Here is a 24,629-nt window from a genome sequence, read left to right on the forward strand (position 1 = left end):
CGGCCTCCCTTCCGAAGCCTTTTTGATTTTTTACGAACGCTACCTGTTTGAAAATGCCGAATTACAGATGTAATAATATGAAATTGGCGAGTGAAGCACCGAAAATGGTGAGTAAATGCCCACGTCTAAGGCTAAATCGTGAAAATGAACGGAAAAATAGCGGGCCATTCGAGAAAAAAGGTCCATTTTCAGCTTGAGAATCTGAATTGGCGAGTAAAGCACCAGAATTGGCGAGTAAAACGGTGAAATTGGCGAGTAAACGTCTTGAATTGGCGAGTAAAACACCGAAAATGGCGAGTAAACGCCCGCGTCTAAGGCTAAATCGTGAAAATGAATGGAAAAATAGCGGGCCATTCGAGAAAAAAGCTCCATTTTCAGCCTGAGAATCAGAATTGGCGAGTAAAGCACCGAAAATGGCGAGTAAACGCCCTGATTTTACGAGTAGTATGCCGAATTTGAGACTGGGTCATGAAAAATGCTGGAGACAGCTTGTTTTTTGCTGAATTTCCTTACGGGTAAAAAGGTTTCTAATAAGGACGTGGCAGGCTATATTTAGGCATGGAATGGGTAATGTGCTACAATGTGGCAGACATTTAGTGAGGCATGCGAATTTCGAGATGCCGGAATCAAGGAATGGTATGCATAGAAGGGATTTGAATGGATGGAAATGATGGAACAGAGGGCAATTCTTGTTGGCGTTAATCTCAATGGCCAGAAGGATTTTGAGTATTCAATGGAGGAGCTCGTCAATCTGACGGAGGCTTGTGAGGTGGAGGTTGTCGGCGCCATCACCCAAAATTTGCATCGGGTGAATTCATCGCATTTTATCGGTACCGGAAAGATAGAGGAAGTGAAAAATCTCGTTGAATATAAAGAAGCGAACGTGGTGATCTTTAATGATCAGCTTTCTCCTTCACAACTGAGGAATTTGGAAAGGGATATGGATTGCAAGGTGATCGACCGGACGATTTTAATATTGGACATCTTTGCGCACCGGGCGAAAACGAAGGAAGCGCAGCTACAGGTAGAGGTGGCAAAGCTTCAGTATATGCTTCCGCGTCTCGTTGGCTTAAGGGAGTCGTTAGGCCGTCAGAGTGGCGGGGTAGGCACAAACAAGGGGGCCGGGGAAAAGCAATTGGAGCTTGACCGGAGAAGGATCGAGGAAAATATAAGCGTTTTGAACAAAGAGCTTGAACTTCTAGTGGCACATCGGCAAACGCAGAGGAAGCAGCGTAAAAAGAATGCCATCCCTGTTGTTTCTTTAGTCGGTTATACGAATGCTGGAAAATCTTCAATCATGAATGCGTTAATCAAAATGTTCCATCCGACCGCGGAGAAGCAGGTTTTGGAAAAAGATATGCTGTTCGCTACGCTTGAGACATCGGTGCGCAACATTCCGTTACCCGATAAGAAGGAGTTCCTTCTGACAGATACCGTGGGCTTTGTATCAAAATTGCCCCATCATCTTGTGAAGGCGTTTCGGTCTACGTTGGAAGAGGTGGTGGAGGCGGATCTATTGATCCATGTTGTCGATTTTTCGAATCCGGACCATGAGCAGCAAATGGAGATAACGGAACAGACATTAAGTGAGATAGGCATTAAAGGGATACCCACAATTTTCGCCTATAATAAGGCCGATCTTACCGATTTGGAGATCCCTCAAGTGAATCGGGGCTCTGTATATATGTCAGCAAAAACGAAAGCGGGTCTCGAGGAATTGATCGAACAAATTCGCGCGCAAATTTTTACGGACTATATTCGCTGTGAGATGTTGATTCCCTTTGATCAAGGACAGCTCGTATCCTTCTTCAATGAAAATGGTCATATAACGGAAACCGAATATGAGGAAAGCGGATATCGGATCAAGCTTGAATGCAAGAAAGCGGATTATGAAAAGTATAACCGGTACGTCATTCAGCCGGATTGAAGGGGTTGTGGATAAGTCGTTTGCTATTTGTTGATAAGTGGAAAAACACGAGTCTTATTGTGGGTAACTTTTATATGATTGCCTTTGCATCGGCAAAAACTGGAGCATTATAAGATTTGAATTGTGTATAAGTTGTGGATAAAAAGAAAAAGCCCTAAAAAACCAGGTGGTATTATCCCCTACAGGTAGACAGAGAAAAAAGAGAACATGATAAAATGTTCTTAACTGTCTATCTGGAGGGGATTTTTCATATGGCAAAAAAGGGGCAAACGTTTCAAACATATACAGAAGAATTAAAGAGAGAAGTGGTTCGTCTGAAGGTGGAGGAAGGCTGGTCATATCGTCAGATTCGTGACCGTTTTGGTATTAAAAGTGATGCACAGATAGCGAGTTGGGTAAAGAAAGTGCAGAATAATGAGTCTTTTGAAGATCAACGTGGTGTATGGAACCGTAAGAATTTTTCTAGTGTAGAAGAGGAAAATGCCTATCTTAAAGCACAGGTGAATTATTTAAAAAAGCGCAATCCAAATCTGCATGGAAAGGAATGGTCCTGAAAGCCGAAAGGTTTCAAATAATCGATGGTTTGAGGAAAACGTACCCACTTGCGTGGCTATTAAAAATCGCTGAAGTTTCAAGGGCTGGATACTACAAATGGAGGAAGACACAGTCTGCTCGTTCTCTGCGACTTGAGAAAAATCTATGGATCAAAGAACATATTTTAGCCATCCATAAGCTACACCCCTACTACGGATATAAACGGATGACTCGAGCTTTGTCCAGAGAAGGAATCGTTGTAAACCATAAACGTGTTCGTCGATTGATGAGAGACCTGGGTGTTCAATCTGTCATTCGGAAGAAACGTCCTTTCTACGGTCGAAGAGGGTCCGTTGTATTTCATAATGTCTTAAATCGTGAATTCCACGCAGAGATGAGGTTTCATAAGTTAGTAACAGATATAACCTATGTACGGATTGGAGACACGTTTGCCTACCTTTCCGCCGTTTTAGATTTGTATAATAATGAAATTGTTGCATGGGAAGTTTCTACACGAAACGACCTTGAATTGGTTCATAATACGCTAAATCAGCTAAGGGGCAAGCCATTTAGCAAGGGGGCTCTCCTGCACTCAGATCAAGGATTCCAATATACGACGAAAGCATATGAAAATCAGGTGAAGGAACTCGGCATTCGAGGAAGCCACTCTCGTCGTGGCAATTGTCACGACAACGCGTGTATAGAAAGCTTCTTCTCACATTTAAAAACAGAAAAGTTATATTTACTATGTCCAAAAACAGCAGACCAGGCTTATCTAGCTATTCAAGAGTATATAGAGTTTTACAATACGGCACGCTTTCAAGAGAAATTCAACGGCCTTTCCCCAATTGAATATCGAGAAAAGGCCGCAGCTTAAAAAACACTCTTTTTTTTATTGTCTACTTGACAGGGTTATGTGCAAGGAATCAAGGTTTTGGGCTTTTTTTATGTGGACAAAATGTTGATAAGTTCATTGCATGAATATTCATTCGTATATGTGCTGAATGATGAGGTTGTTTGTAGAAAAATGACGATGTTTAAGGTTTATTGTTAGGAAATATAACATGATTATTACATATTGCACAACCTTTAACTGGTAATACTTTACACTTTGTATAATGTATCTTGCTTTTTATCGTTATAAAATAAAGAATACTCAATTACCAGGTTAACAGTCTGTTTTTTGAGTTTTTTTTAGCTAGGGGGGGCTATTATGGCCGGAGGAAACAGGGACCACGGCTTGGCCAATTAAGAGAATGATAGAAATGAATAGACGGATTGAAACACTGACGGCTAAAAAGCCATGCGCTGCGCAGGATCAACACATGTATTCCAAGATTAGAGAAATGCATGCAATTCCTCCCTTTTTTATTTTTACAAATAAATGTTTGGAAGGAGAATCGTGGATGAGTATGACAAGTCCGTTAAAAGATGAACTTGAGCAAAACTTTCAGGAAGCAGAGAGGGGGCTGTCCCATAGGGAGGCCTTGGAAGAAGCGAACCGATGTTTATACTGCTACGATGCCCCATGCATTCAAGCCTGTCCGACAGGGATAGATATTCCAAGTTTCATTAAGAAGATCTCATCAGGTAATTATAAAGGGTCGGCAAAGACAATCATGACAGCCAATCCCGTCGGTGCCAGCTGTGCCCGGGTATGTCCGACCGAAGAGTTATGTGAGGGCTCATGTGTCCTCAACCATTCTACCAAGCCAATCATGATTGGCAATCTCCAGCGTTATTCCACAGATTGGGCCATCCAAAACAAACAAGCTCTGTTCAAGGCCGGGAAAAAGAATGGCAAAAAAGTTGCCATTGTTGGAAGCGGTCCAGCGGGGTTATCTGCGGCAAGGGAGCTAGCCTTGCTTGGCTACAGTGTAACCATTTTCGAAGCTGAAAAAAATCCAGGCGGGTTGAATACTTACGGAATAGTATCGTTTCGTCTGCCGCAAAGCATTTCATACTGGGAAGTCGAACAGGTGAAAAGTCTGGATGTGGAAATCAAAACGAATACACGTGTCGGGGCGGATGTTTCTGCGGACCAGCTAATTGCTGACTTCGATGCGGTCATTTTAGCGGTCGGTATGTCCGATGTTCCGAAGCTTGGAATCGAAGGAGAGGATTTGGCTGGGGTTTATGATGCAATCGATTTCGTTAAGGCAACGAAAACGGGGGCCATCAGTGATAAATTCATCGGGAAGAAAATGGCGGTGATCGGAGCCGGGAATACAGCGATTGATGCAGCAACCTGTTCAGTTCGTCTTGGTGCCGAACAGGTGGCGATCATTTATCGTCGTACCAAAAAAGAAATGACAGCGTATGATTTTGAATTCGAGTTTGCCAAACAAGAGGGTGTTGGGTTTCACTGGCTGACCACTCCTTCCAGGATCTTATCGGATGACAGCGGTCATGTAACGGGAATCGAATGTGTGAAGATGGTGCTTAGCGAGGCAGGGGATGATGGACGGAGCAGACCGGTCCCGGTATCCGGCTCGGAGTTCGTGATCCCGGTCGATGGGGTCATCCGTGCCATAGGACAATCCAGGTATATTGGGCTGATTGAACAATTCGGGATTCAACATGATGATGGCGTCGTTATATTGGAAGCGGGCTCCTATAAATCGTCGAATGAAAAAGTATTCGCCTGCGGGGACGTGATTTTCGGAAAAGGTCAGGGCGAGGCGATGGTCGTTTCGGCAGCCCAGCAAGGTAAGGATACGGCTTATGAAATTGACCGGACTATAATGGGCGAGGCAGTGGATATCGCTTAATAATGAAAAAAAGGAGGCTTATCATGGCTGATTTATCGATAAATCTTGCAGGTATCAAATCACCGAATCCTTTTTGGCTGGCTTCAGCACCGCCAACCAATTCCGGGTACCAAGTCCAGCGGGCATTCGAAGCTGGCTGGGGGGGCGCCGTGTGGAAAACGTTGGGCGATCCCATCCTGAATGTCTCATCCCGTTTCGCAGCTGTTAGTTTTAATGGACAAAGAGTGGCTGGTTTCAACAATATCGAGTTAATTACCGATCGGCCACTTGAAGTGAATTTGAAAGAAATATATGAAACGAAAAAAAGGTTCCCTGATCATGCAATCATTGCCTCGGTCATGGTGGAGCCACAACAGGAAAAGTGGCATGAAATCATCAAACGCATAGAAGCTGTAGGGGTTGATGGATATGAGCTGAATTTTGGCTGTCCCCACGGTATGGCGGAACGGGGAATGGGAGCTGCTTCGGGCCAGGTTCCTGAACTTGTGGAAAAGCAAACTTATTGGGCGAAGGAAGCTGCATCGAAGCCTGTCATCGTAAAGCTTACCCCGAATATAACCGATATTACGGTCACGGCCGAAGCGGCAGTGCGCGGGGGTGCGGATGCCATCAGTATGATCAACACGATTAACTCTTTGGCGGGTGTGGACATCCATTCATGGAATACGATTCCCCATGTAGGCGGTAAGGGTGCCCACGGAGGGTACTGTGGACCGGCGGTTAAGCCCATCGCTTTAAACATGGTGGCAGAGTGTGCAAGAAATCCAATGATTGATCTTCCCATCTCCGGAATCGGGGGGATTTCCAATTGGCAGGATGCCGTTGAGTTTTTGTTAATGGGCTCAACGGGCGTACAAATATGTACGGCTGCCATGCATCACGGTTTCAGGATAGTCGAGGACATGATTGAAGGACTGTCCAATTACCTCGATGAAAAAGGGATAGCCTCCGTCATGGATATTGTCGGAAAATCCGTAACGAGGTATTCCGATTGGGGGAACTTGGACCTTAATTATAAGGTGGTGGCACGCATCAATAATGATGTATGCATCAACTGCAATAAATGCCATATTGCATGTGAAGACACCTCACACCAGTGTATAGATATGTTGAAGGACACGTCAGGAAGCTCCTTCCTGAGGGTGCGTGAAGAAGATTGTGTAGGGTGTAACCTTTGTTCGATCGTATGCCCGGCCGATGGTGCAATCGATATGATCGAATTGACCAATGAATTACCGCCGATGACGTGGAATGAACGCCAAGCATACCTTGGGGGCATAGGAAATGAAAGTGTTGATTTCGTAAAATGATGGAGGGGAAGAATATGAAGAAAATCATCAAAAATGGGACGATTGCAACCGCTGCAGATACGTATCAAGCCGATATATTAATTGAAAATGAGAAGATAGCCATGATCGGCAAGGATCTGACCGCGGATGGTGCCGAGATCATTGATGCAAAAGGCGCTTATATTTTTCCGGGTGGCATCGATCCGCACACCCATCTCGATATGCCGTTTGGCGGCACGACAACAAAGGATGATTATGAAACGGGTACGATTGCTGCTGCCTATGGGGGAACGACGACAATCATTGATTTTTGCTTGACTGAAAAAGGGGCGCCGTTAAAGGAAGCGATAGATACATGGCACAAGAAAGCTACAGAAAAGGCCGCGATAGATTATGGTTTCCATTTAATGATCAGCGAAATTACTGATGAGGTTCTTGCTGAATTGCCGAGGATCATCGTGGATGAGGGGATTACTTCATTTAAGGTCTTCATGGCGTACAAGAATGTTTTTCAAGCTGATGATGCCACGCTATACCGCACTTTGTTGCAGGCGAAAGAGCTTGGTGCACTTGTGATGGTCCATGCTGAAAATGGCGATGTCATCGATTATCTTACGAAGCAGGCGCTTGAAAAAGGAAACACCGATCCGATTTATCATGCGCTAACAAGGCCTCCCGAGCTTGAGGGGGAAGCAACAGGACGGGCCGCAAAATTGACGGAGATGGCGAATGGACAGCTCTACGTCGTTCATGTCACCTGTGAAGAGGCGGTTGAAAAGATCACCGAGGCAAGAAATAAAGGCGTGGATATTTGGGGCGAGACTTGTCCGCAATATTTGGTCTTGGACCAGACTTACCTTGAAAAGCCGCATTTCGAAGGATCAAAATATGTGTGGTCTCCTCCATTAAGGGAGAAGAAAAATCAGGAAGTGTTATGGAATGCCTTGAAAATGGGTCAGCTGCAAACGATAGGTTCGGATCAATGTTCCTTTGATTTCAAAGGCCAGAAGGATTTAGGCAGAGAGGATTTTACGAAAATACCGAATGGCGGTCCCACGATTGAAGACCGCATGAGCATTCTTTTTTCCGAGGGGGTCATGAAAGGGCGCATCACCTTGAATCAATTCGTCGACGTGACTTCCACACGTGCGGCCAAGCTTTTTGGATTATTTCCGAAAAAAGGGACGATCGCAGTAGGGTCGGATGCCGATATTGTCATTTTTGATCCGGAGGTGGAAAGGACCATATCCGTCGATACGCATCATATGGCGGTCGATTATAATGCGTTTGAAGGCATGGAGGTTACCGGGGAACCGGTATCGGTCCTATCTAGAGGGGAGTTTGTCATTAAAGATAAACAGTTTGTCGGTGAGGCAGGAAAAGGGCAATTCCTGAAAAGGGAAAAATATAATGCGGAGTGGAAGCGTGCTGCCGGAAAAAAGCTGCCAGTTTGAGGCTTCGGTAAGATGAAGGCAAATGGATAGAGGGGGATTTTTCATGAGTGGGAAAAAAGATTATTTAAAGTCTCCCGATTTGCTGCCTATACCTCATAGTGAGAAAAACATAGGTGCAGCCGGATTTGGGTTCATTTGGGTGGGGATGGCAGTGGTTTTGGCAGCCTTCGCGATTGGAGGGAACGGTGTCCAAAGTTTATCGTTGGGCTGGGTCGTGCTTGCAACGGTCATCGCCTGTGTGGTTCTCGGTTTTTTGATGACCATGACAGGTGATATTGGAGTGGAGCATGGCATACCCTTCCCGGTCTATATGAGGGCTCCATTCGGAACGATCGGCACACATATCCCCTCGGTTGTGCGGGGATTTGTCGCTTCATGCTGGTTTGGCCTTAACACCTACTTTGGGGCTACTGCGATGAATGCAATTTTTGCAACCCTCTTTGATTTTGATAATTGGTTCATCTGTTTCCTCGTGTTTGCCGTATTACAATTGGTGAATACGGCAATGGGAATCAAGTCAATAGAAAGGTTTGCCGACTTGGCAGCACCCGTTATCATTTTGATTTCCGGCTGGATGTATTTTACACTTTCCGATCAAGCTATAGCCCAAGGCAGAGATGTATGGACCTGGATCGAAAGTCCGGCAACTGGCGGGGCAGCCGTCACGGCTTTCATGGTCATCATCATGGCGAATATGGGCTTTTGGGGGACGTTGACGGCCGATATGCCGACACTCTCCCGTTTTATAAAGGCACCGAAAAATGAAAAAAATTGGTTCAAGCGCAATAAAGGGCAAATCATCGGGAATATTATCACTTATCCCATCACACAGACGTTCATGGTCATTATCGGAGCTGTTTCTTATATGGCCGTTTCCAATTATGATCCTGTAGTTGCCATACAGGGATCGGCAAGCGGGATTGCACTCGGTGTCCTCTTGATCATGATCGTATTTGCTCAATGGTCGACGAATACAACAGCAAATGTCATTCCCGCAGCTACCATTTTTTCCAATGTCATGGGTCCAAGGATGCCATTTTGGGCGGGAGTTGTAGTAGCCGGGGTCATCGGGATAGTCGTTCAGCCATGGAGCCTATTCGGTATCATAATAGAGGTTTTATTGATCGTTGGTGGAATCCTCGCCTCCATTGTCGGTATTCTTGTAGCCGATTATTATTTCCTCCGCAAAAGGCGGGTTCACGTGGAAGATCTATATGAAGCAGATGGTCAATATAAATACTTGAATGGCGTGAACTGGGCAGGCATCATTTCTTGGGCGATCGGGGGAGTGGGTGCTGTGATTTTTTCCAATTATTCATTTATCATCGGTTTTGTACTTGGCGGTGCAAGCTATTATGTATTGGCTAAGTTTTGGTGGTTCAATAAATATGAACAAGCTGAAATCATGAATCCCAGTGATGAGTTATATTTAGGTATCTCGGTAGGTCGAGATTGGAAAATCAAAAACGACTTGGAAGCTGAAAAAGAAATGGTCATTACGGCTGCAACCGGCGGGGAGAACGTATAAACAGAGGGGGAAGGCAAATGTCCGAATATCAAGAGTATCGCTTGGAAAGGGAGCAAATCGATTTCTTGCTTGAAAGAGGATATCGAATCACCCGGGTTTCGGAAAATTTAAGCGGGGCATTTCTCGATTTTGAACTAATTGAGGGGACGAAGCAGGAATGGAAGCAGTTGAACATCAAAACCCCGGAAGGAAGAAAATACTTCTCTACATTGCTTTTCAGGAAGCTGAATTGAAAGTGAAATAGTAATCGGCCGGCCCATTCCTTGATGAATGGGTCCCTTTTCATGTATGGTTTTCAAAATGCGTAGTGATCTTGAAAGAAAGCTGCCAGACAGGAAGAAAGATAAGTTGAGTGTTGAAATGAAAAAATTCCGAATTCATGTAGAATTTTGACGTTAGATTTTCTGACAAGTACTGGAGATTTGAAGACTGTCCGTTTATAATAGGGTTTAAAGCAGTTTTATAAAAGGATGTGAATGGATGAATACGTCGATTACAATCGAGGAAATTCTCATGCGCAAGTATTTCGACCTGACGGATATAATCGCAGGCAGCAGTGGGATAAAGCGTCATGTGAAATGGGTCCACTGTATGGAAGTCACCCAAATCAGCCATTTGTTAAAAGGAAATGAATTGATTCTGACGACGGGCTTGGGTTGGAAAAATTGCGGTGACACATTTCTTGCCTATTTAAAGCAACTGATTGAATGCAACGCGGCTGGACTTTGTATAGAAATCGGCTCCAACATGATGACAGTGCCGCAAAGTGCCATCGATCTTGCAAATGAACAGCAATTCCCTATCATCCTATTTCACGAAGAAGTACCTTTTGTGGAAATCACGCAGGATATCCATGCCTTAATCATCAATAAACAATATGAGATGATCTCCAACTTAGAAAACTACTCCCAGCAGTTAAATAAAAATCTCCTCGAAATTGACCATTATGAACCAATTCTAAAATTTCTCCATAGTTATTTGAATGTACAGGTCATTCTGATCTTTAATGAAAGTGACATAGCCACCATTCCAAGAGCCAAGAAAAAAGTAACCTATCAAATGATAGCGGACTATTATGATGGAAAATCGAAACTGGACAAAACGATGCTTAAACAGGCGATTCAAGTGCTAGGTGAAAACTATGCAGAACTGTACATATACAGTGATGAAAGAGAGCTGACGGACTTTGATTCGCTTATTTTGGATAGAACGGCTACAGCGCTTGCACAGCACCTATTAAGGGAATTATATATAGAAGAGAAGAAAATGTCGGAAGAGAGTAAATGGCTGGCCAACTGGATCGGTGGGGAGTTTAGCGATGAAGCGATCAGGGAGAGGCTTTCCTATATCGATCCGAAGATGCAGTTGGAGGGTGGAATTGTATGCATTTGCAAACAGCACTCAAGGAATAATAAAAGTGCTGTCAGATTAGATGGAACCTACTTTAAGATCATGTTTAGGACAGTCTTTGAACAGTACGGATTTCAGGTTTTTCCCATGGATATACACCAGCACCTTGTGTTCATATTAGGCGATGGCCGTTCATCGGAAGATTGGAAAACAAGAGTGACAAGTGCGGTCGATCGCATGATGAAGATGGATATGGGCAGCCGGAATCGTTTGGGGCATGTTTCTGTTGGTTTTGGAAAGCATGTTCAAAGATTGAGTGAGATTTATAAAAGCTATGAAACGGCACGCGAAACCCTGCTGCTTCAGGATAGTTTACCAGAGGAGAGCAGGAGCATTTTTTATCAGGATTTACATATGCACCGCATGATATCACTCTTGAATAAGCATGGAAACCTGGAGGAGACGGTGCATGAGTTTTTAGGTCCTGTCATTGAATATGACAAGCAAAACAATGGAGAGCTAATGCCTACCCTGAAGACTTATCTGGCATGTAACGGATCTAAACAGGAAACTTCCAAACAACTATTCATTGTCAGGCAAACACTATATCATAGGCTCGAGAAGCTAGAGAAACTGCTAGGATCCGATTTCATGCGTTCAGATAAGCGACTAGGCCTTGAATTCATGATTTTTGCATTGGACTTCCTTCAATACAGCAGCCGGAACGTCAGCGGGAATTATGTGAATGAATATATGGGGAAGTAAAATATTGCGAAGGGTGTCCAAGAGACATCCTTTTTGGCATGAATGGAAAAGGTGAAATCATATACTGATGCATAAGGGGGGATGCTGACATCAAGATGGATTGTAGGGCAAGGGGATGTCAGCATCCTTTTTCAATATTCATCTTTTTTGGCGAGGCAATGATCACATTCCAAGAGATACGACTCAGCTTGCTCGGTGATGGGGGTGCCGCACTCCGTGCATTGTTTTGGTGGCAGGTTTCTGAAAAATTCCAAAGGGTTTTTAGTTTGCATGATGATTCCTCCTTGTGTATTAGTCTTCGCGTTTAGAAAGGCAGCGGTCACATTCCATTAAGTAGGATTCGGCGTGTTCAATGATGTGGTCACCACATTCGGGACAATGTTTTGCAGGGATATTGTTGAAAAATTCAATGGTTTTTTTCATTTGCATGACGATTTCCTCCTTTTGGACAATATAGTTTATTCCTCGCGCTTGGAAAGGCAGCGATCGCATTCTAACAAATAGGAATCTGAGTGTTCGACATGTGTTTCACCACATTCTGGGCAATGTGTAACGGAATCGACCGTACATGAATTGGCTTGTTTCGCTTGCATCTTTTGACCCTCCTTATAGTACAGTTATTGTAATTTGTTTGTTGTTATAATACAGTATATACCCGAATTTGGAAAATGTATAGGTATTTTACAGAAAATTTAAAATTTCTTTTAAGTAAACAAAGAAAACCCTTTAATGACAAGGGTTTACTGTGCACTATTTTTTCGTAATCCTTTCACGAAATCAAAGGATTACTTTTTTAAATGCAAAAATCAAAGCAGTGATGAATACAATTTAACCGTCTATATGGGGCTGTTACTGTAACAGTTGGGGGAAGGCAGATTGACTAATAGGCATGCTTTGGATGAAAGGGCTTCCTAGAGTGAAAAAATTAGTGACCAGAATAAATGCCATTGTGGTTTTAGTGATTCAGTAAAGAGGTAACTTGCTAATAGAAGTACATTAATGGGAGGTAGCATATGTCGAAAGTGATGATCATCATAAATCCATCTTCAGGTAAGGAAAAGGCAGGAAAGATTTTGCCAAATGCAGAAAAAGCACTGGAGGAGATATATGAGCAGGTGACTGTTCGTAAAACAAAAGGTGAGGGAGATGCAACGGATTTTGCTAAGGAAGCTTGTGCAAAAAGGTTCGATGCTGTCATTTCCATGGGTGGGGACGGAACGGTAAATGAGATAGTGAATGGGCTGGCGGAGCAAGAACATCGTCCCGACTTTGGAATCATCCCGCTTGGTACGGTAAACGATTTCGCCAGGTCTTTAGGTATCCCCCTAAGTCCCGAAGCAGCTATAGAGATCATAAAAGATAAGCAAATAAAAGAATCCGACATCGGAAAAATCAATGATCGTTACTTCATGAATGTTTTGGCGGTCGGATCGATCGCAGAGGCTACCTATAATGTATCCGTTGAACAAAAAACCCGCCTCGGCTCCTTTGCCTATTTCATTGAAGGAGCAAAGGCGATCATTAAGAAAAATCCATTTCCGTTAACGGTTGAACATGATCAAGGAAGATGGATCGGTAAAGCCCATTTAATGATTGCGACCATGACTAACTCTGTAGGCGGTTTCGAGCAACTTGCACCAGAAGCGGAAGTGAATGATGGTAAGCTGCACACCTTCATCATTAAAGACTTGTCGCTGCCCCTGCTCCTTAAGATCATCCCTAGTTTAATGAAAGGGGAAATCAAGCGGCATGATGAAGTTGAATATATTCAAACATCCAAACTTCATTTATCCACACCTGAGGACATAACAGTCAACATTGATGGCGATGAAGGCTTCCTCCTTCCCTTTCAGGCGAATGTATTGCATAAGCACCTTCGTCTCTTTGTCCCCGGAAAAGCATGAACTGAAAAAAAAGCCTGTCTGCCATATTGGATATTATCCACAACAAATCATGAGTGTCGGAAAAGCTGATTGGGCCAATGCTGCCTAATCAGCTTTTTCAGGGAGATAAAGGAGATAGCTTGTCGTCCTGTCGTACCTTATTTTGTCGTATGTACCCATTATATCGCCTGAGATTGAATGAATTCGTCCTGGCGCCGCAGTAAATCGTCCGAGATTGTGATAAATGGTCCTGGCGCCGCAGTAAATCGTCCCAGATTGGAATAAAACGTCCTGGCGCCGCAGTAAATCGTCCGAGATCGCAATAATTCGTCCTGGCACCGCAGTAAATCGTCCGAGATCGCAATAATTCGTCCTGGCACCCCAATAAATCGTCCCAAATCACCAATAATTCGTCCAACAAACTCATTCTCATTTAAACGTGCTGCATCCATTCCGCTTCAGCACGATAACGCTATGGGTGAACCCGGTTGGACAAACCGGATTTAGGTTATACGGATGCCGTCTCATGGCCTTGATTTTGATGATGGTCGATCAAGCAGGCAAAAGGCATCTTTATTCAGGGGGATTCTAGGCAAGAATAGTAATTGCATGAATGAATGGGTCTAAATATGTTACGCTTATATTTATGAAAATAGATAAGAGAGGAAGTTAGATGTTTGTATGGAGTTTTTTCTTATTATATTGGCCCTTCTAATATTAATTGGAATGTCCAATGTAATTAATCATTTTATACCTTTTATACCTGTACCATTAATTCAAATTGCTCTGGGAGTATTGCTGGAGGTCTTACCCTTTGGTATCCATGTCGAGTTGGAGACAGAGCTGTTTTTACTGTTGTTCATCGCACCCCTTCTATTCAATGATGGGAAGAACGTGCCGCGTACAGCGCTTTGGAAGCTGAGGGCGCCCATTCTCATGCTCGCATTGGGCCTCGTATTCTTGACGGTTTGGTCTGGGGGTTACTTAATTAACTGGTTGATTCCTTCGATTCCATTGCCGGCTGCATTCGCTTTAGCTGCGATTTTGTCCCCTACTGATGTAGTGGCGGTCAGCGCGATGGCAAGCCGTGTTAAGCTGCCGAAAAGCATTTTGCATCTTCTTGAAGGGGAAGGGCTAATGAATGATGCTTCGGGCCTTGTCGCTTTTAAATTCGCTGTTGCAGCTACAGTCACTGGTGTTTTCTCCCTGGTGGATGCAACGTTTAGTTTCATATGGATTGCGATTGGCGGTTTTGTAGGCGGTGCACTCATTTCCTTCATCATTATCAGACTGCGTGTGTTCCTTCGCCGCTTGGGGATGGAAGATGTTACGATGCACATGCTGATCCAAATCCTGACTCCTTTTATCATTTTCCTCGCTGTGGAGCACTTTCACCTTTCTGGTATTTTAGCGGTTGTCGCCGGGGGAATTGTCCATGCCATTGAGCGGGATCGGGAAATATCACCGACAGTGGAGCTACAGGTCGTTTCCAAAAGCACATGGTCCGTCATCTTGTATGTACTGAATGGACTTGTTTTCGTATTACTGGGCTTGCAAATCCCAAGTGTGGCACAGACCATATTCAAAGATCCAGCCTTCAATAACGGACAAGTGATCATTTATATCGTGATCATCACACTTTTCCTCTTCGCCTTACGATTCATTTGGCTATTGGCTGCCTGGTCGATCGGGTGGTTCTCGAAAAAAGCAGGCGCCCAAAAGCCAGATATGAAGGCGGCTGGAATCATCACCATTTCCGGAGTTCGTGGAGCGGTAACGTTAGCGGGTTCGTTCTCGATTCCATATGTACTGGCAGATGGAACTCCTTTTCCGGAGCGTTCGTTGATCATCTTCATTGCAGCAGGGGTCATCTTGCTGACCTTGGTTATCGCAAGTGTGTTCCTGCCGATCGTGGCACGGACGGACGAAGAGGAAGTCGTGGATAAACAGGCTGACAAATCGAAAGCAGCCGCAATCCACACACATCAAGCGGCAATCAAAGTTATAGAATCACAAATGACCGATGAAAACCGTGAAGCCGCGCTATCGATCATTTCAAGATACCGTACGAAAATCAATGCACTTTCCTATGTAGAACAGGAGAAAGAGCCAGCTGCATTAAGAGAAGAAGAAAAGGTTCTGCGCTTCAAGGCACTTGAGGCAGAACAACGATTCCTCGATAAGCTTATCAAGGATGAGAAAGTGGATAAAGAAACCGCGTTTATATGCAAGGAATATATCCAACGGATGGAGGGTGCGGTCACTAACCTGATGAAATTCCGCCTCTTAAGGTCTGTAACACTTTTCAAAAGAAGTATGCTGAGAATCTTCAAATTGTTTTTCCCTAATAAAAATGAAACGAGAAGATTCAATATCGAGCGGCTGGAAAAGGTCAGGGACCTTAAAGTCAGGATGTATAAAGCCGCGATTCAAGAAATACAAGCTGGCATCAATGCCGATAACCATGAAACGTCCTCGATGATCATTGAAGAATATAAAGTGCTGATTCTGAAATGCAAGCGGGAAAATAGAGGTCGGGTACCTAGTAAAATGGTGGAATATGAAAGGGAGCTATTTTATAAGGCGATCCAGGCAGAGCGTGATGAAGTGCAGGAGATGTTTGAAACACGACAAATATCGCGAGAAGTGGCCAATATCCTCCGTCATCAAATCAATCTGCGTGAAGCATTGACGATTAATGAAAACACACATTGAATAAGATGAAAGAAGCGCTGCCGATTTTCTCGGCGGTGCTTCTTCAGTATATGGTGTGGTCAACTTTATCGATTTCTCGATTTTTTGAATTCTGGAATGATTTCAAACCCTTCTTCACCATCCCTTTTTCTTACAATTAGTAACCGACAAAGCAAAACCGCGAAGCCATGTGAAAGGAAACCAGCTGCGAAGCGGATTCAAGGACCAGGGAGGAAGGCAGAAGCGGGCCGATCATGGAGTATCGGTTGAATCATTGGGGACGGAATAAGGATAAAAACCATATTGGGACTTTTTTCTTTGTCTAAATTGTTACATGCCTTCATAGGAAAATGGCCGATACGAACGGCCGTTTTTAATTTTTCGGGCCCATTATGGTACACTTTACTTAATGTAAATTTCGTTAATCGAGGTGTAGTCCTAAATGAAAACAGTCGTAGTAGTAGGTGGAGGCATCACCGGTCTGTCAACCATGTATCATTTACAGCAAGCAGTCAAATCGACCAGTCAATCCATACGATTAATCTTAATAGAGGGCAATGAAAAATTGGGCGGTAAAATCAGGACAGTCCATGACGGTCCATTCAAAATAGAGGCCGGGGCCGATTCCATTGTAACGAGGAAGCAGAATATAAAGCCGTTTCTCAAGGAGTTGGGGCTGGAGGATCAAGTGGTCTATAATGCGACGGGAAAATCATTCATCCATACGGATGGCATGCTAAAGAAAATCCCTGAAGATGCTTTATTCGGAATCCCGATGAGCCTCGAGTCTTTGGCGAACAGTGAACTGGTCTCTGCACAAGGCAAGGTCGATGCCTTAAAGGATTTCTATACAAAAAATGAGACGTTTACGAAAAATGACTCGATCGGCTTATTTCTTGAAAGCTTCTTAGGTAAGGAATTGGTGCAAAAACAGATTTCCCCTGTCCTATCCGGTGTGTATTCAGGTCGATTAAATGAATTGACCATTGCGAAGACCCTTCCAGAGATGCTTGATTATAAAAATGAATATGGCAGCATCATTCGCGGCCTCTCGGAAAATAAGCATAAATACCAAAGTAAGGGAAATAAAAAATTCCTTTCATTTAAAAACGGTCTTTCCACCCTGATCGATCGTATGGAGGAAAGCCTTGAGATGGTGGAAATCTTAAAAGGTGTCAAAGCGACAAAAATAAGCAAGGAAGGTGAAAGGTATATCATCTTCTTGGAAAATGGGGAAACGTTTGAAACGGATTTCATCGTCTTGAGTACGCCTCATACGGTTGCCAGGAAACTATTGGACGATCAAGAACTGGATCAAGACTTTGCTGGCTTGATCGATAGTTCGATGATCAGCATTTACCTTGGGTTCGATATACCGGACAGCAGGCTTCCTAATGATGGCACGGGCTTCATTGCGGGTGATAATAGTGACTTGATATGCAATGCCTGTACTTGGACGAGCCGGAAATGGGAACATACATCTGAAAACAGTCAACTTTTAGTAAGGCTTTTCTATAAAAGCTCAAGCGCTCACTATGAACGGTTACGCTCGCTTACAAAACATGAATTAATTGAAGTGGCCTTACAGGACATAAAAAATAGTTTGGGGATTTCCGGGACGCCGATTACGAGTGAAGTGACCAAATGGCATGAAAATATGCCGAACTACCATATGAAGCATCCTCAAATCGTTCAATCCTTGGAGGCGAAATTGGCAAACGATTATCCGAATGTTTTGCTTGCAGGCTGTTCATACAATGGTGTTGGAATACCGGACTGTATTGCGGATGGGGAAAAGAAAGCACAGGCGATTCATGCAAAGTTGTAAATGGAGGGCTGCCAGGATGGCAGGCCTTTTTTTTTGGACTGAATTTTCGATTGAAGTTTCTTATATTTCCTGTATAATGAAATTCGTTAAATTAAACTGAAAGTTTACTTATATCAAACTTTAATGACTGTAGGTTTACTATAAGTAAACCGATAGAGGGTAATACGATGCAAATTGGAAAGAAAATAAAGAACCTTCGCTTGAAAAAAGGTCTGACCCAAGAGGAATTGGGAGAAAGAACAGACCTAAGCAAAGGATATATTTCGCAATTGGAAAGAGATCTGAGTTCCCCTTCAATTGAAACTCTCTTTAATATTTTGGAAGTGCTTGGCTGTAAGCCGACGCAGTTCTTCGATGAAGAGGAACAGGTCCAAAAAGTGGTGTATGAAGAAGAAGCCCAAACATTTTTTATTGATGAAGAACGAGGGTATCAAATCCAGTGGCTCGTCCCCGAATCAAATGAGAAGGAAATGGAACCGATTCGCCTGATTTTACAGGAAAAAAGTGAATTCAAACAATTCGAGCCGTCCTTATCGGAAACATTCGGTTATGTTTTGAGCGGAAGAGTCATTGTAAAGCTTGGCACGCATACTTATTTGGCCCATTCCGGTGAATCGATATATTTCCATGCTGCTGACGAACATCAGATCATCAACGATTTTGAAGGTCCTTCCGAGTTACTGCTCGTCGTGACGCAATCATATTTATAGACTTTTAAACAAATGCAACAGTACGTTTAGGGTAAAGATAGATAAGTAAGGTATTGGAAAGAGGGGAGCAGCTATGGCAAACGAGAATATAATCCGCTTCGAGCAGGTTACGAAGCAATTTGATGATGATACGGTAGTTCTTGATAACGTGAGTTTTGAGATCGAGAGAGGGAAGTTTTATACGCTCCTGGGTCCTTCCGGCTGTGGGAAGACAACGATCCTCCGCTTGATTGCCGGTTTTACCGAAGCTTCCAAAGGCGATATTTACTTTGAAGGAAAAAAAATCAATAATGTACCAGCCAATAAAAGGCAAGTGAATACGGTTTTTCAAGATTATGCCTTATTTCCCCATTTGAATGTGTTTGAAAATGTGGCCTTCGGTTTGAGGATCAAAAAAATGAAAAACTCGGAAGTGGAAAAAAAGGTGAAGGAAGCTCTCAGTTTTGTCAATTTGGATGGCTATGAAAAACGGGAGATCAGGGAAATGTCCGGCGGGCAGCGGCAACGGGTCGCGATTGCCAGGGCGATTGTCAATGAACCAGAGGTCATCCTCCTGGATGAGCCGCTATCTGCCCTTGATTTGAAGCTGCGCACGGAAATGCAATATGAATTGCGTGAGCTGCAGCAGAGACTTGGAATCACGTTCATCTTCGTTACGCATGACCAAGAAGAAGCGTTGGCGATGTCTGACGAGATCTTTGTCCTTAACAAAGGGAAAATCCAGCAAAGCGGAACTCCTACGGATATTTATGATGAACCGCTGAATCGATTCGTTGCCGATTTCATTGGTGAATCGAATATCGTCAAAGGGAAAATGATCCAAGATTACCTGGTGGAATTCGTCGGAAGGCAGTTCGAATGTGTAGACCAGGGATTGAATGGTAATGAAGCGGTCGATATTGTCATTCGTCCGGAGGATTTAGAAATTACGTCCGTCGAGCGTGGTAAACTACAAGTCAAGGTCGACTCCCAGTTATTCCGCGGTGTTCATTATGAAATCAGCTGCTATGATCATGACGGAAATGAATGGCTTGTCCAATCAACCAAAAAGGCGACCGTTGGCGATGAAATAGGCCTTTACTTCGATCCGGAAGCAATTCACGTCATGCGATTGGGCGAAACGGAAGAAGAATTCGACAAGCGTCTGGAAGCGTATCATGATGAGGAAAGCCATGCGGAATAAACTATCGAAAAATATATTCTTCATACCTTATGTCTTATGGATCGCCCTATTCGTAATCGCACCGATCTTGTTGATCCTTTACTATTCCTTCTTTGATATCGAAGGGAATCTATCCTTTGTTAACTATCAGAAGTTCTTTACACCCGTCTATTTAAAAATGACGCTAAGCTCATTTTGGTATGCCTTCCTGATTACGGCCATATCACTTTTGGTCGCTTACCCGACCGCCCTGTTGTTAACGAAAACAAAGCACAAGCAGCTGTGGCTTTTATTGATCATCGTACCTTCCTGGATCAATTTACTCCTGAAAGCATATGCCTTCATTGGGATTTTTGGTACATATGGTGTGGCGAATGGTTTTCTCGAGGCAATCGGAATCGGCAGTCAGCAAATACTCTTTACGGATTTCAGCTTCATATTCGTTTCGGTTTATATCTTTATCCCATTCATGATCCTGCCGATATTCAATGCGCTGGATGAACTGAATCCAACCCTTTTGGATGCGGCCAATGACCTGGGTGCGTCCCGGTGGATGACGTTTCGCCGCGTCATTTTCCCATTGACGCTTGATGGTGTAAAGACTGGATGCCAAGTTGTCTTCATCCCTGCGCTTTCATTATTCATGCTGACAAGGTTGATTGCCGGCAACCGTGTCATCACGCTTGGTACGGCAATCGAACAGCATTTTCTCGTGACCCAGGATTGGGGAATGGGTTCGACAATTGCAGTGTTTTTGATTATTATCATGTTCCTGATTATGTTTGTAACGGGTAACCGAAAGCAGGGTGTGTAAAATGAGCAATAAATTATCGCCAGTATCAAAGGCTTTTCTCGTTTTGATTTTTCTCATACTCTATGCACCGATTTTCTTTTTAGTGTTTTATTCGTTTAACAGCGGTGGAACGATGTATGACTTCAAAGGATTCACGATGGAGTGGTACAAGGAGCTGTTCAAAGATACCAGGTTGCTGATCATCGTATTGAACACGCTTGTCATTGCTTTGTTATCTGCACTTATCGCCACGATCATAGGGGTGATTGGCGCGATCGGAATTCGTTCGTTTACGAGCAGCAAGGCAAGGAATACGGTATTGTCACTGAATAACGTATTGATTGTCAGTCCGGATGTGATAATCGGTGCTTCCTTCCTGATCCTTTTCACGATGGCTGGAATCAAGCTTGGATTCTACTCGGTACTGCTGTCGCACATCGCCTTCAGCATCCCGATCGTTGTGCTGCTGGTCCTGCCGAAGCTTCAGGAAATGAGCCCAACCTTGATCGATGCGGCCCGTGATTTAGGGGCAAGCCGGTGGGATGTATTGACGAAGGTCGTCCTACCGTATATTTTGCCAGGTATCTTTGCGGGATTCTTCATGGCACTCACTTATTCACTTGATGATTTTGCGGTGACGTTTTTCGTGACCGGTAATGGATTTTCCACTCTTTCCGTGGAAATCTATTCATTGGCACGCCGTGGGATTTCATTGAATATCAATGCGCTATCAACTCTGCTGTTTGTCGTGACATTGCTGCTGGTCATCGTTTATTACTTCATCACCCAGCGTGTTAAGCAGACGGGAATGGGAGGGAAACGATGAAAAAGCTTATCCAATTGTTTTTAGTCATTGCCCTTGTATCCGCTTTGCTATTATATGCGATATCGAGATTGAATTCTTCGCAAGGTTTTACGAGCAGCAATACACTTACCATTTATAATTGGGGAGACTACATCGATAAGGACCTAATCGACCGTTTTGAAGAGGAAACGGGCATCAAGGTCATTTATGAGACGTTCGATTCCAATGAGGCGATGATGACAAAAATCGAACAGGGCGGCACGACTTATGATATTGCCATCCCGTCTGAATATATGATTGATAAAATGAGACAGGAAGACTTATTGGTTCCCTTGGATCATTCCAAGCTTCCGAATTTGAAAAATATAGACGAACGATTCATCGATCTGCCATTCGACCCGGGAAATAAATATTCTGTCCCTTATTTCTGGGGGACCGTTGGGATTGTTTATAATTCCAAGATGCTCGGCGGCAAAAAGATAACGGCCTGGGAAGATCTATGGGATAAGGATTTGAAAAATGAAATCCTCTTGACGGATGGAGCCAGGGAGGTCATGGGCATGGGGCTGAATTCTTTGAACTATTCATTGAATGATACAGATGAAGCTCACCTTCAAGAAGCCAAGTCCAAGCTCGATGGGCTCACCCCTAACATCAAAGCGATCGTTGGTGATGAAAGCCGCATGCTATTGGAGGCCCAGGAGGCGGCGATTGGCCTTGTATGGTCGGGAGTGGCTTCCGAGATCATGGCTGAAAATGAAGACCTTGAATACGTGGTTCCAGAAGAGGGATCAAATCTTTGGTTTGATAATATGGTCATACCGAGAACGACCAAAAATGTCGATGCTGCCCACCAGTTCATCAACTTCATGCTAGATCCTGAAGTGGCGGCACAAAATGCTGAATATGTAAGCTATTCGACACCTAATAAAGAAGCTTTGAAATATATGCCAGAAGAAGTGGTGAAAGATGAACGTTTCTATCCATCACCAGAACTGACAGAGAAGCTTGAAGTGTATGAAAACCTTGGGAAGAAAAACTTGGCACGCTACAATGAACTCTTCCTGGAATTCAAAATGCATCGTAAATAACAAATGAAAAAGCATGGTGTAATGGAGAAATGCCGTTACACCATGCTTTTTATCGTATGCAAACGGGGAAAATCCGAAAGGCACAAAAATATTAGTGGGAAGATAAGTATGGTAGTATAATGACTGGTTGGTTCATAAAGCTGTGGGCAGTGTATCTTAAGGATTAATTAATATTTAAATATTATCATTATAGAAAAATTAAGGGAGAGTATTCATGAAACTATTTAGAAGCACGAAGGCATATGTTTGGGCAGGATCGATTCTAATCATTGCCGGTATCATGGCATTTGCGATGGTATCGTCGATGGGCAAGACAGTGGCGAGCATCGATGGTGAGAAAATCAATGAGGATGAGCTGCATGATGCGCTTGTTGCAGGATATGGAGCAGATACATTAGACCTTTTGATCACGAATAAGTTGGTCGAACTGGAAGCGAAAAAAGCGGGCATTAAAATAAAGGATGCGGAAATCCAGAAGGAAATCGATAATATGGTTGCATCCTATGGCGATGAGGCATCGTTCAAAGAGCAGTTGGAAGCGGGCGGATCTTCCATGGAAGCCTTGAAAAAGGACGTCGTTGTTTATCTGCAAACGAGAAAGCTGGTCGAACCGAGAATTACCGTAACTGATGATGAAATCAGCACCTATTTCGAAGACAATAAAGATACATTCGCTCAAGCGGAGCAAGTCGAGGCTAGCCATATATTAGTCGAAGACGAAAAAACGGCAAAAAAAGTCGCAAAACAAATTGCAGATGGCGCCGACTTTGCTAAATTGGCAGCCGAATATTCTACTGATACGCAAACGGCAAATGAAGGCGGCAGCTTAGGATACTTTGGGAAAGGTGATATGGTCGGCGAATTTGAGGATGTTGCCTTCGATCTTGATATAGACAAAGTCAGCGAACCGGTCAAAACCGAATATGGGTATCATATCATTAAAGTAACTGGAAAAAAGGAAGCAAAAAAAGCGAGTTTGGAAGACAGTAAAGATGCAATTAAAGAAACGCTTATCTCTGAGCGATTACAAGAGGAATATCCCGCTTGGTTGGCTGAAGTGAAAAAAGATCATGAAATCACGAATGCCTTGACGGATACTGAATGAGCTTGTATGAATAATAAACGGTTATAATGAAAAGGTTTCGGAATGCTACCATCCCGAAACCTTATTTTTTTTATTCGGTCCATCGCGAGTCCAAGGGAGATCCTGCATGTGCTGTGGCACCGGGAAGGCTCTCAGGGCCACCCTTGGATAAAGCGAGTAAAGTGGAATGAAACGGTCAAATATAAACGCACTAAAAAGCTGCAAACAAACTCCCTTATTACCGAGCTTGTCTGCAGCGTGAAGGGCTGAGGTCTTTCATCAGCCATTTTATTATTAGAAGTTCGATGAAATTGATTTTTGATTGGATAATTCCGATTTCGTTACGATTTCATCACTCTCTTTTTCACCTTTTTTATTGGATTTTGTTGATTGAGATGGCGTTTCTTTCAGCTGTTTACCGGCAACGACCACTTTTGAGCTGATGTCTTTCAATTCGCTTGTGGCTTCCTTGGCTGTTCCAAGGGCATCAGTCGAGATATCCTTAACTTCGGAAACTTTACCCACCACGTCATCATTGACCGTTTCATATAAGGCCTCAACATCATGGATGGCCTCTTTGATCGTCTCGGTAGCCCCTTTGACACCTGATACCACTTGTTCCTTCATTTCTCCGGGATTTTCCTTAACCTGTTCAATCATATTTTTGGAGTTATTTTTTATAAGGATGGCAGAACGCTTCACTTTATTCCTTGTAGTGGAGTCAAGCAAGGTCAAAGCGCCGCCAACAAGTCCTCCAATAAGAATGCCTTTTAACAGTTTGCTATTCGATTGAGTATCGATCGTCGATTGAGTCATTAGTATTTCCTCCTTAAGAATAGTAGATTGTTTGCTTACTTTGGGTTTTCCCAAATTTACCATAAGTTAAACTGGAAAAAATAAACTGTCATAGGATTGACATAATAAATAAAATGGTAGTAAGCTACATATAGTTAAGTTGTTG

Annotated in this window: 23 protein-coding genes; 18 read left to right on the forward strand and 5 right to left on the reverse strand. The window is 43.5% G+C overall.

Annotation, left to right across the window (positions count from 1 at the left end; genetic code table 11):
* Nucleotides 1-206: 206 nt before the first annotated feature.
* The 9 genes from ABE28_RS24795 to ABE28_RS01035 all read left to right on the forward strand — a co-directional run bounded on the left by ABE28_RS24795 (nt 207) and on the right by ABE28_RS01035 (nt 11,618).
* A complete protein-coding gene (locus ABE28_RS24795) occupies nt 207-383 on the forward strand; it encodes a hypothetical protein (RefSeq protein WP_156775657.1) in 177 nt (58 codons plus the stop codon).
* 278 nt (nt 384-661) lie between these two features.
* Nucleotides 662-1,927, forward strand: a complete 1,266-nt coding sequence (gene hflX, locus ABE28_RS00995) for a GTPase HflX (protein WP_064462142.1) — start codon at nt 662-664, stop codon at nt 1,925-1,927.
* A gap of 251 nt (nt 1,928-2,178) precedes the next feature.
* Nucleotides 2,179-3,338, forward strand: a protein-coding gene (locus ABE28_RS01005) for an IS3 family transposase (RefSeq protein ID WP_156775658.1) whose coding sequence is annotated in 2 segments (ribosomal slippage) — nt 2,179-2,437 and nt 2,437-3,338 — 1,161 coding nt in all. Because the reading frame shifts where the segments join, the coding sequence is not laid out codon by codon here.
* A 535-nt stretch (nt 3,339-3,873) separates the two neighbouring features.
* A complete protein-coding gene (locus tag ABE28_RS01010) occupies nt 3,874-5,232 on the forward strand; it encodes an NAD(P)-dependent oxidoreductase (protein ID WP_083232210.1) in 1,359 nt (452 codons plus the stop codon).
* Nucleotides 5,233-5,255: 23 nt separating this feature from the next.
* Nucleotides 5,256-6,542: an NAD-dependent dihydropyrimidine dehydrogenase subunit PreA gene (gene preA, locus ABE28_RS01015; protein WP_064462169.1), complete on the forward strand. Its 1,287-nt coding sequence runs from the start codon at nt 5,256-5,258 to the stop codon at nt 6,540-6,542.
* A gap of 14 nt (nt 6,543-6,556) precedes the next feature.
* Complete coding sequence (gene hydA, locus ABE28_RS01020; RefSeq protein WP_064462170.1) at nt 6,557-7,975, forward strand: dihydropyrimidinase; 1,419 nt, start codon at nt 6,557-6,559, stop codon at nt 7,973-7,975.
* Nucleotides 7,976-8,018: 43 nt separating this feature from the next.
* A complete protein-coding gene (locus ABE28_RS01025; protein WP_064462171.1) occupies nt 8,019-9,503 on the forward strand; it encodes an NCS1 family transporter in 1,485 nt (494 codons plus the stop codon).
* A gap of 17 nt (nt 9,504-9,520) precedes the next feature.
* Complete coding sequence (locus ABE28_RS01030) at nt 9,521-9,736, forward strand: hypothetical protein (RefSeq protein ID WP_057915016.1); 216 nt, start codon at nt 9,521-9,523, stop codon at nt 9,734-9,736.
* A gap of 247 nt (nt 9,737-9,983) precedes the next feature.
* A complete protein-coding gene (locus ABE28_RS01035) occupies nt 9,984-11,618 on the forward strand; it encodes a PucR family transcriptional regulator (protein ID WP_064462172.1) in 1,635 nt (544 codons plus the stop codon).
* 131 nt (nt 11,619-11,749) lie between these two features.
* Here ABE28_RS01035 and yhfH (ABE28_RS24285) read toward each other — a convergent pair whose 3' ends face one another.
* From yhfH (ABE28_RS24285) to ABE28_RS25560, 3 genes are read right to left on the reverse strand one after another with little or no spacing between them, the layout of a single operon-like run.
* On the reverse strand, nt 11,750-11,890 hold the full coding sequence (gene yhfH / locus ABE28_RS24285) for a protein YhfH (RefSeq protein ID WP_083231907.1): 141 nt from the start codon (nt 11,888-11,890) through the stop codon (nt 11,750-11,752).
* 19 nt (nt 11,891-11,909) lie between these two features.
* Nucleotides 11,910-12,047, reverse strand: a complete 138-nt coding sequence (yhfH, locus tag ABE28_RS24290) for a protein YhfH (RefSeq protein WP_083231908.1) — start codon at nt 12,045-12,047, stop codon at nt 11,910-11,912.
* Nucleotides 12,048-12,076: 29 nt separating this feature from the next.
* Nucleotides 12,077-12,211, reverse strand: a complete 135-nt coding sequence (locus tag ABE28_RS25560) for a hypothetical protein (protein WP_257390679.1) — start codon at nt 12,209-12,211, stop codon at nt 12,077-12,079.
* Between the two features lie 420 nt (nt 12,212-12,631).
* On the opposite strand from ABE28_RS25560, the gene ABE28_RS01040 reads away from it, so the two are divergent.
* Complete coding sequence (locus tag ABE28_RS01040) at nt 12,632-13,522, forward strand: diacylglycerol/lipid kinase family protein (protein WP_064462173.1); 891 nt, start codon at nt 12,632-12,634, stop codon at nt 13,520-13,522.
* Nucleotides 13,523-13,619: 97 nt separating this feature from the next.
* Here the strand turns inward: ABE28_RS01040 and ABE28_RS24800 are convergent, their stop codons facing one another.
* Nucleotides 13,620-13,934, reverse strand: coding sequence for a hypothetical protein (locus ABE28_RS24800; RefSeq protein WP_156775659.1), 315 nt, complete (start codon nt 13,932-13,934; stop codon nt 13,620-13,622).
* A gap of 248 nt (nt 13,935-14,182) precedes the next feature.
* Between ABE28_RS24800 and ABE28_RS01045 the strand changes: the two genes are divergently transcribed.
* From ABE28_RS01045 to ABE28_RS01080, 8 genes are all read left to right on the forward strand, one after another.
* Nucleotides 14,183-16,216, forward strand: coding sequence for a Na+/H+ antiporter (locus tag ABE28_RS01045; RefSeq protein ID WP_064462174.1), 2,034 nt, complete (start codon nt 14,183-14,185; stop codon nt 16,214-16,216).
* 421 nt (nt 16,217-16,637) lie between these two features.
* Nucleotides 16,638-18,023 (forward strand): protoporphyrinogen oxidase, encoded by a 1,386-nt coding sequence (locus ABE28_RS01050; RefSeq protein WP_064462175.1) that lies wholly within the window; start codon nt 16,638-16,640, stop codon nt 18,021-18,023.
* A 167-nt stretch (nt 18,024-18,190) separates the two neighbouring features.
* Nucleotides 18,191-18,733, forward strand: coding sequence for a helix-turn-helix domain-containing protein (locus ABE28_RS01055; RefSeq protein ID WP_064462176.1), 543 nt, complete (start codon nt 18,191-18,193; stop codon nt 18,731-18,733).
* 73 nt (nt 18,734-18,806) lie between these two features.
* The gene (locus tag ABE28_RS01060; RefSeq protein WP_064462177.1) at nt 18,807-19,916 is read left to right on the forward strand and encodes an ABC transporter ATP-binding protein; all 1,110 of its coding nucleotides are present in this window, start codon (nt 18,807-18,809) and stop codon (nt 19,914-19,916) included.
* A complete protein-coding gene (locus ABE28_RS01065; RefSeq protein WP_064462212.1) occupies nt 19,906-20,709 on the forward strand; it encodes an ABC transporter permease in 804 nt (267 codons plus the stop codon). Before ABE28_RS01060 ends, ABE28_RS01065 begins: the two co-directional genes overlap by 11 nt.
* 1 nt (nt 20,710) lies before the next feature.
* Nucleotides 20,711-21,514: an ABC transporter permease gene (locus tag ABE28_RS01070; RefSeq protein ID WP_064462178.1), complete on the forward strand. Its 804-nt coding sequence runs from the start codon at nt 20,711-20,713 to the stop codon at nt 21,512-21,514.
* The gene (locus ABE28_RS01075; protein ID WP_064462179.1) at nt 21,511-22,584 is read left to right on the forward strand and encodes an ABC transporter substrate-binding protein; all 1,074 of its coding nucleotides are present in this window, start codon (nt 21,511-21,513) and stop codon (nt 22,582-22,584) included. Before ABE28_RS01070 ends, ABE28_RS01075 begins: the two co-directional genes overlap by 4 nt.
* A gap of 214 nt (nt 22,585-22,798) precedes the next feature.
* On the forward strand, nt 22,799-23,689 hold the full coding sequence (locus ABE28_RS01080; protein WP_064462180.1) for a peptidylprolyl isomerase: 891 nt from the start codon (nt 22,799-22,801) through the stop codon (nt 23,687-23,689).
* A gap of 273 nt (nt 23,690-23,962) precedes the next feature.
* Here ABE28_RS01080 and ABE28_RS01085 read toward each other — a convergent pair whose 3' ends face one another.
* Nucleotides 23,963-24,484 (reverse strand): hypothetical protein, encoded by a 522-nt coding sequence (locus ABE28_RS01085; protein WP_064462181.1) that lies wholly within the window; start codon nt 24,482-24,484, stop codon nt 23,963-23,965.
* Nucleotides 24,485-24,629 lie beyond the last annotated feature (145 nt).

The organism is Peribacillus muralis (genome assembly GCF_001645685.2).
GTDB classification, from domain to species: Bacteria; Bacillota; Bacilli; order Bacillales; family DSM-1321; genus Peribacillus; species Peribacillus muralis_A.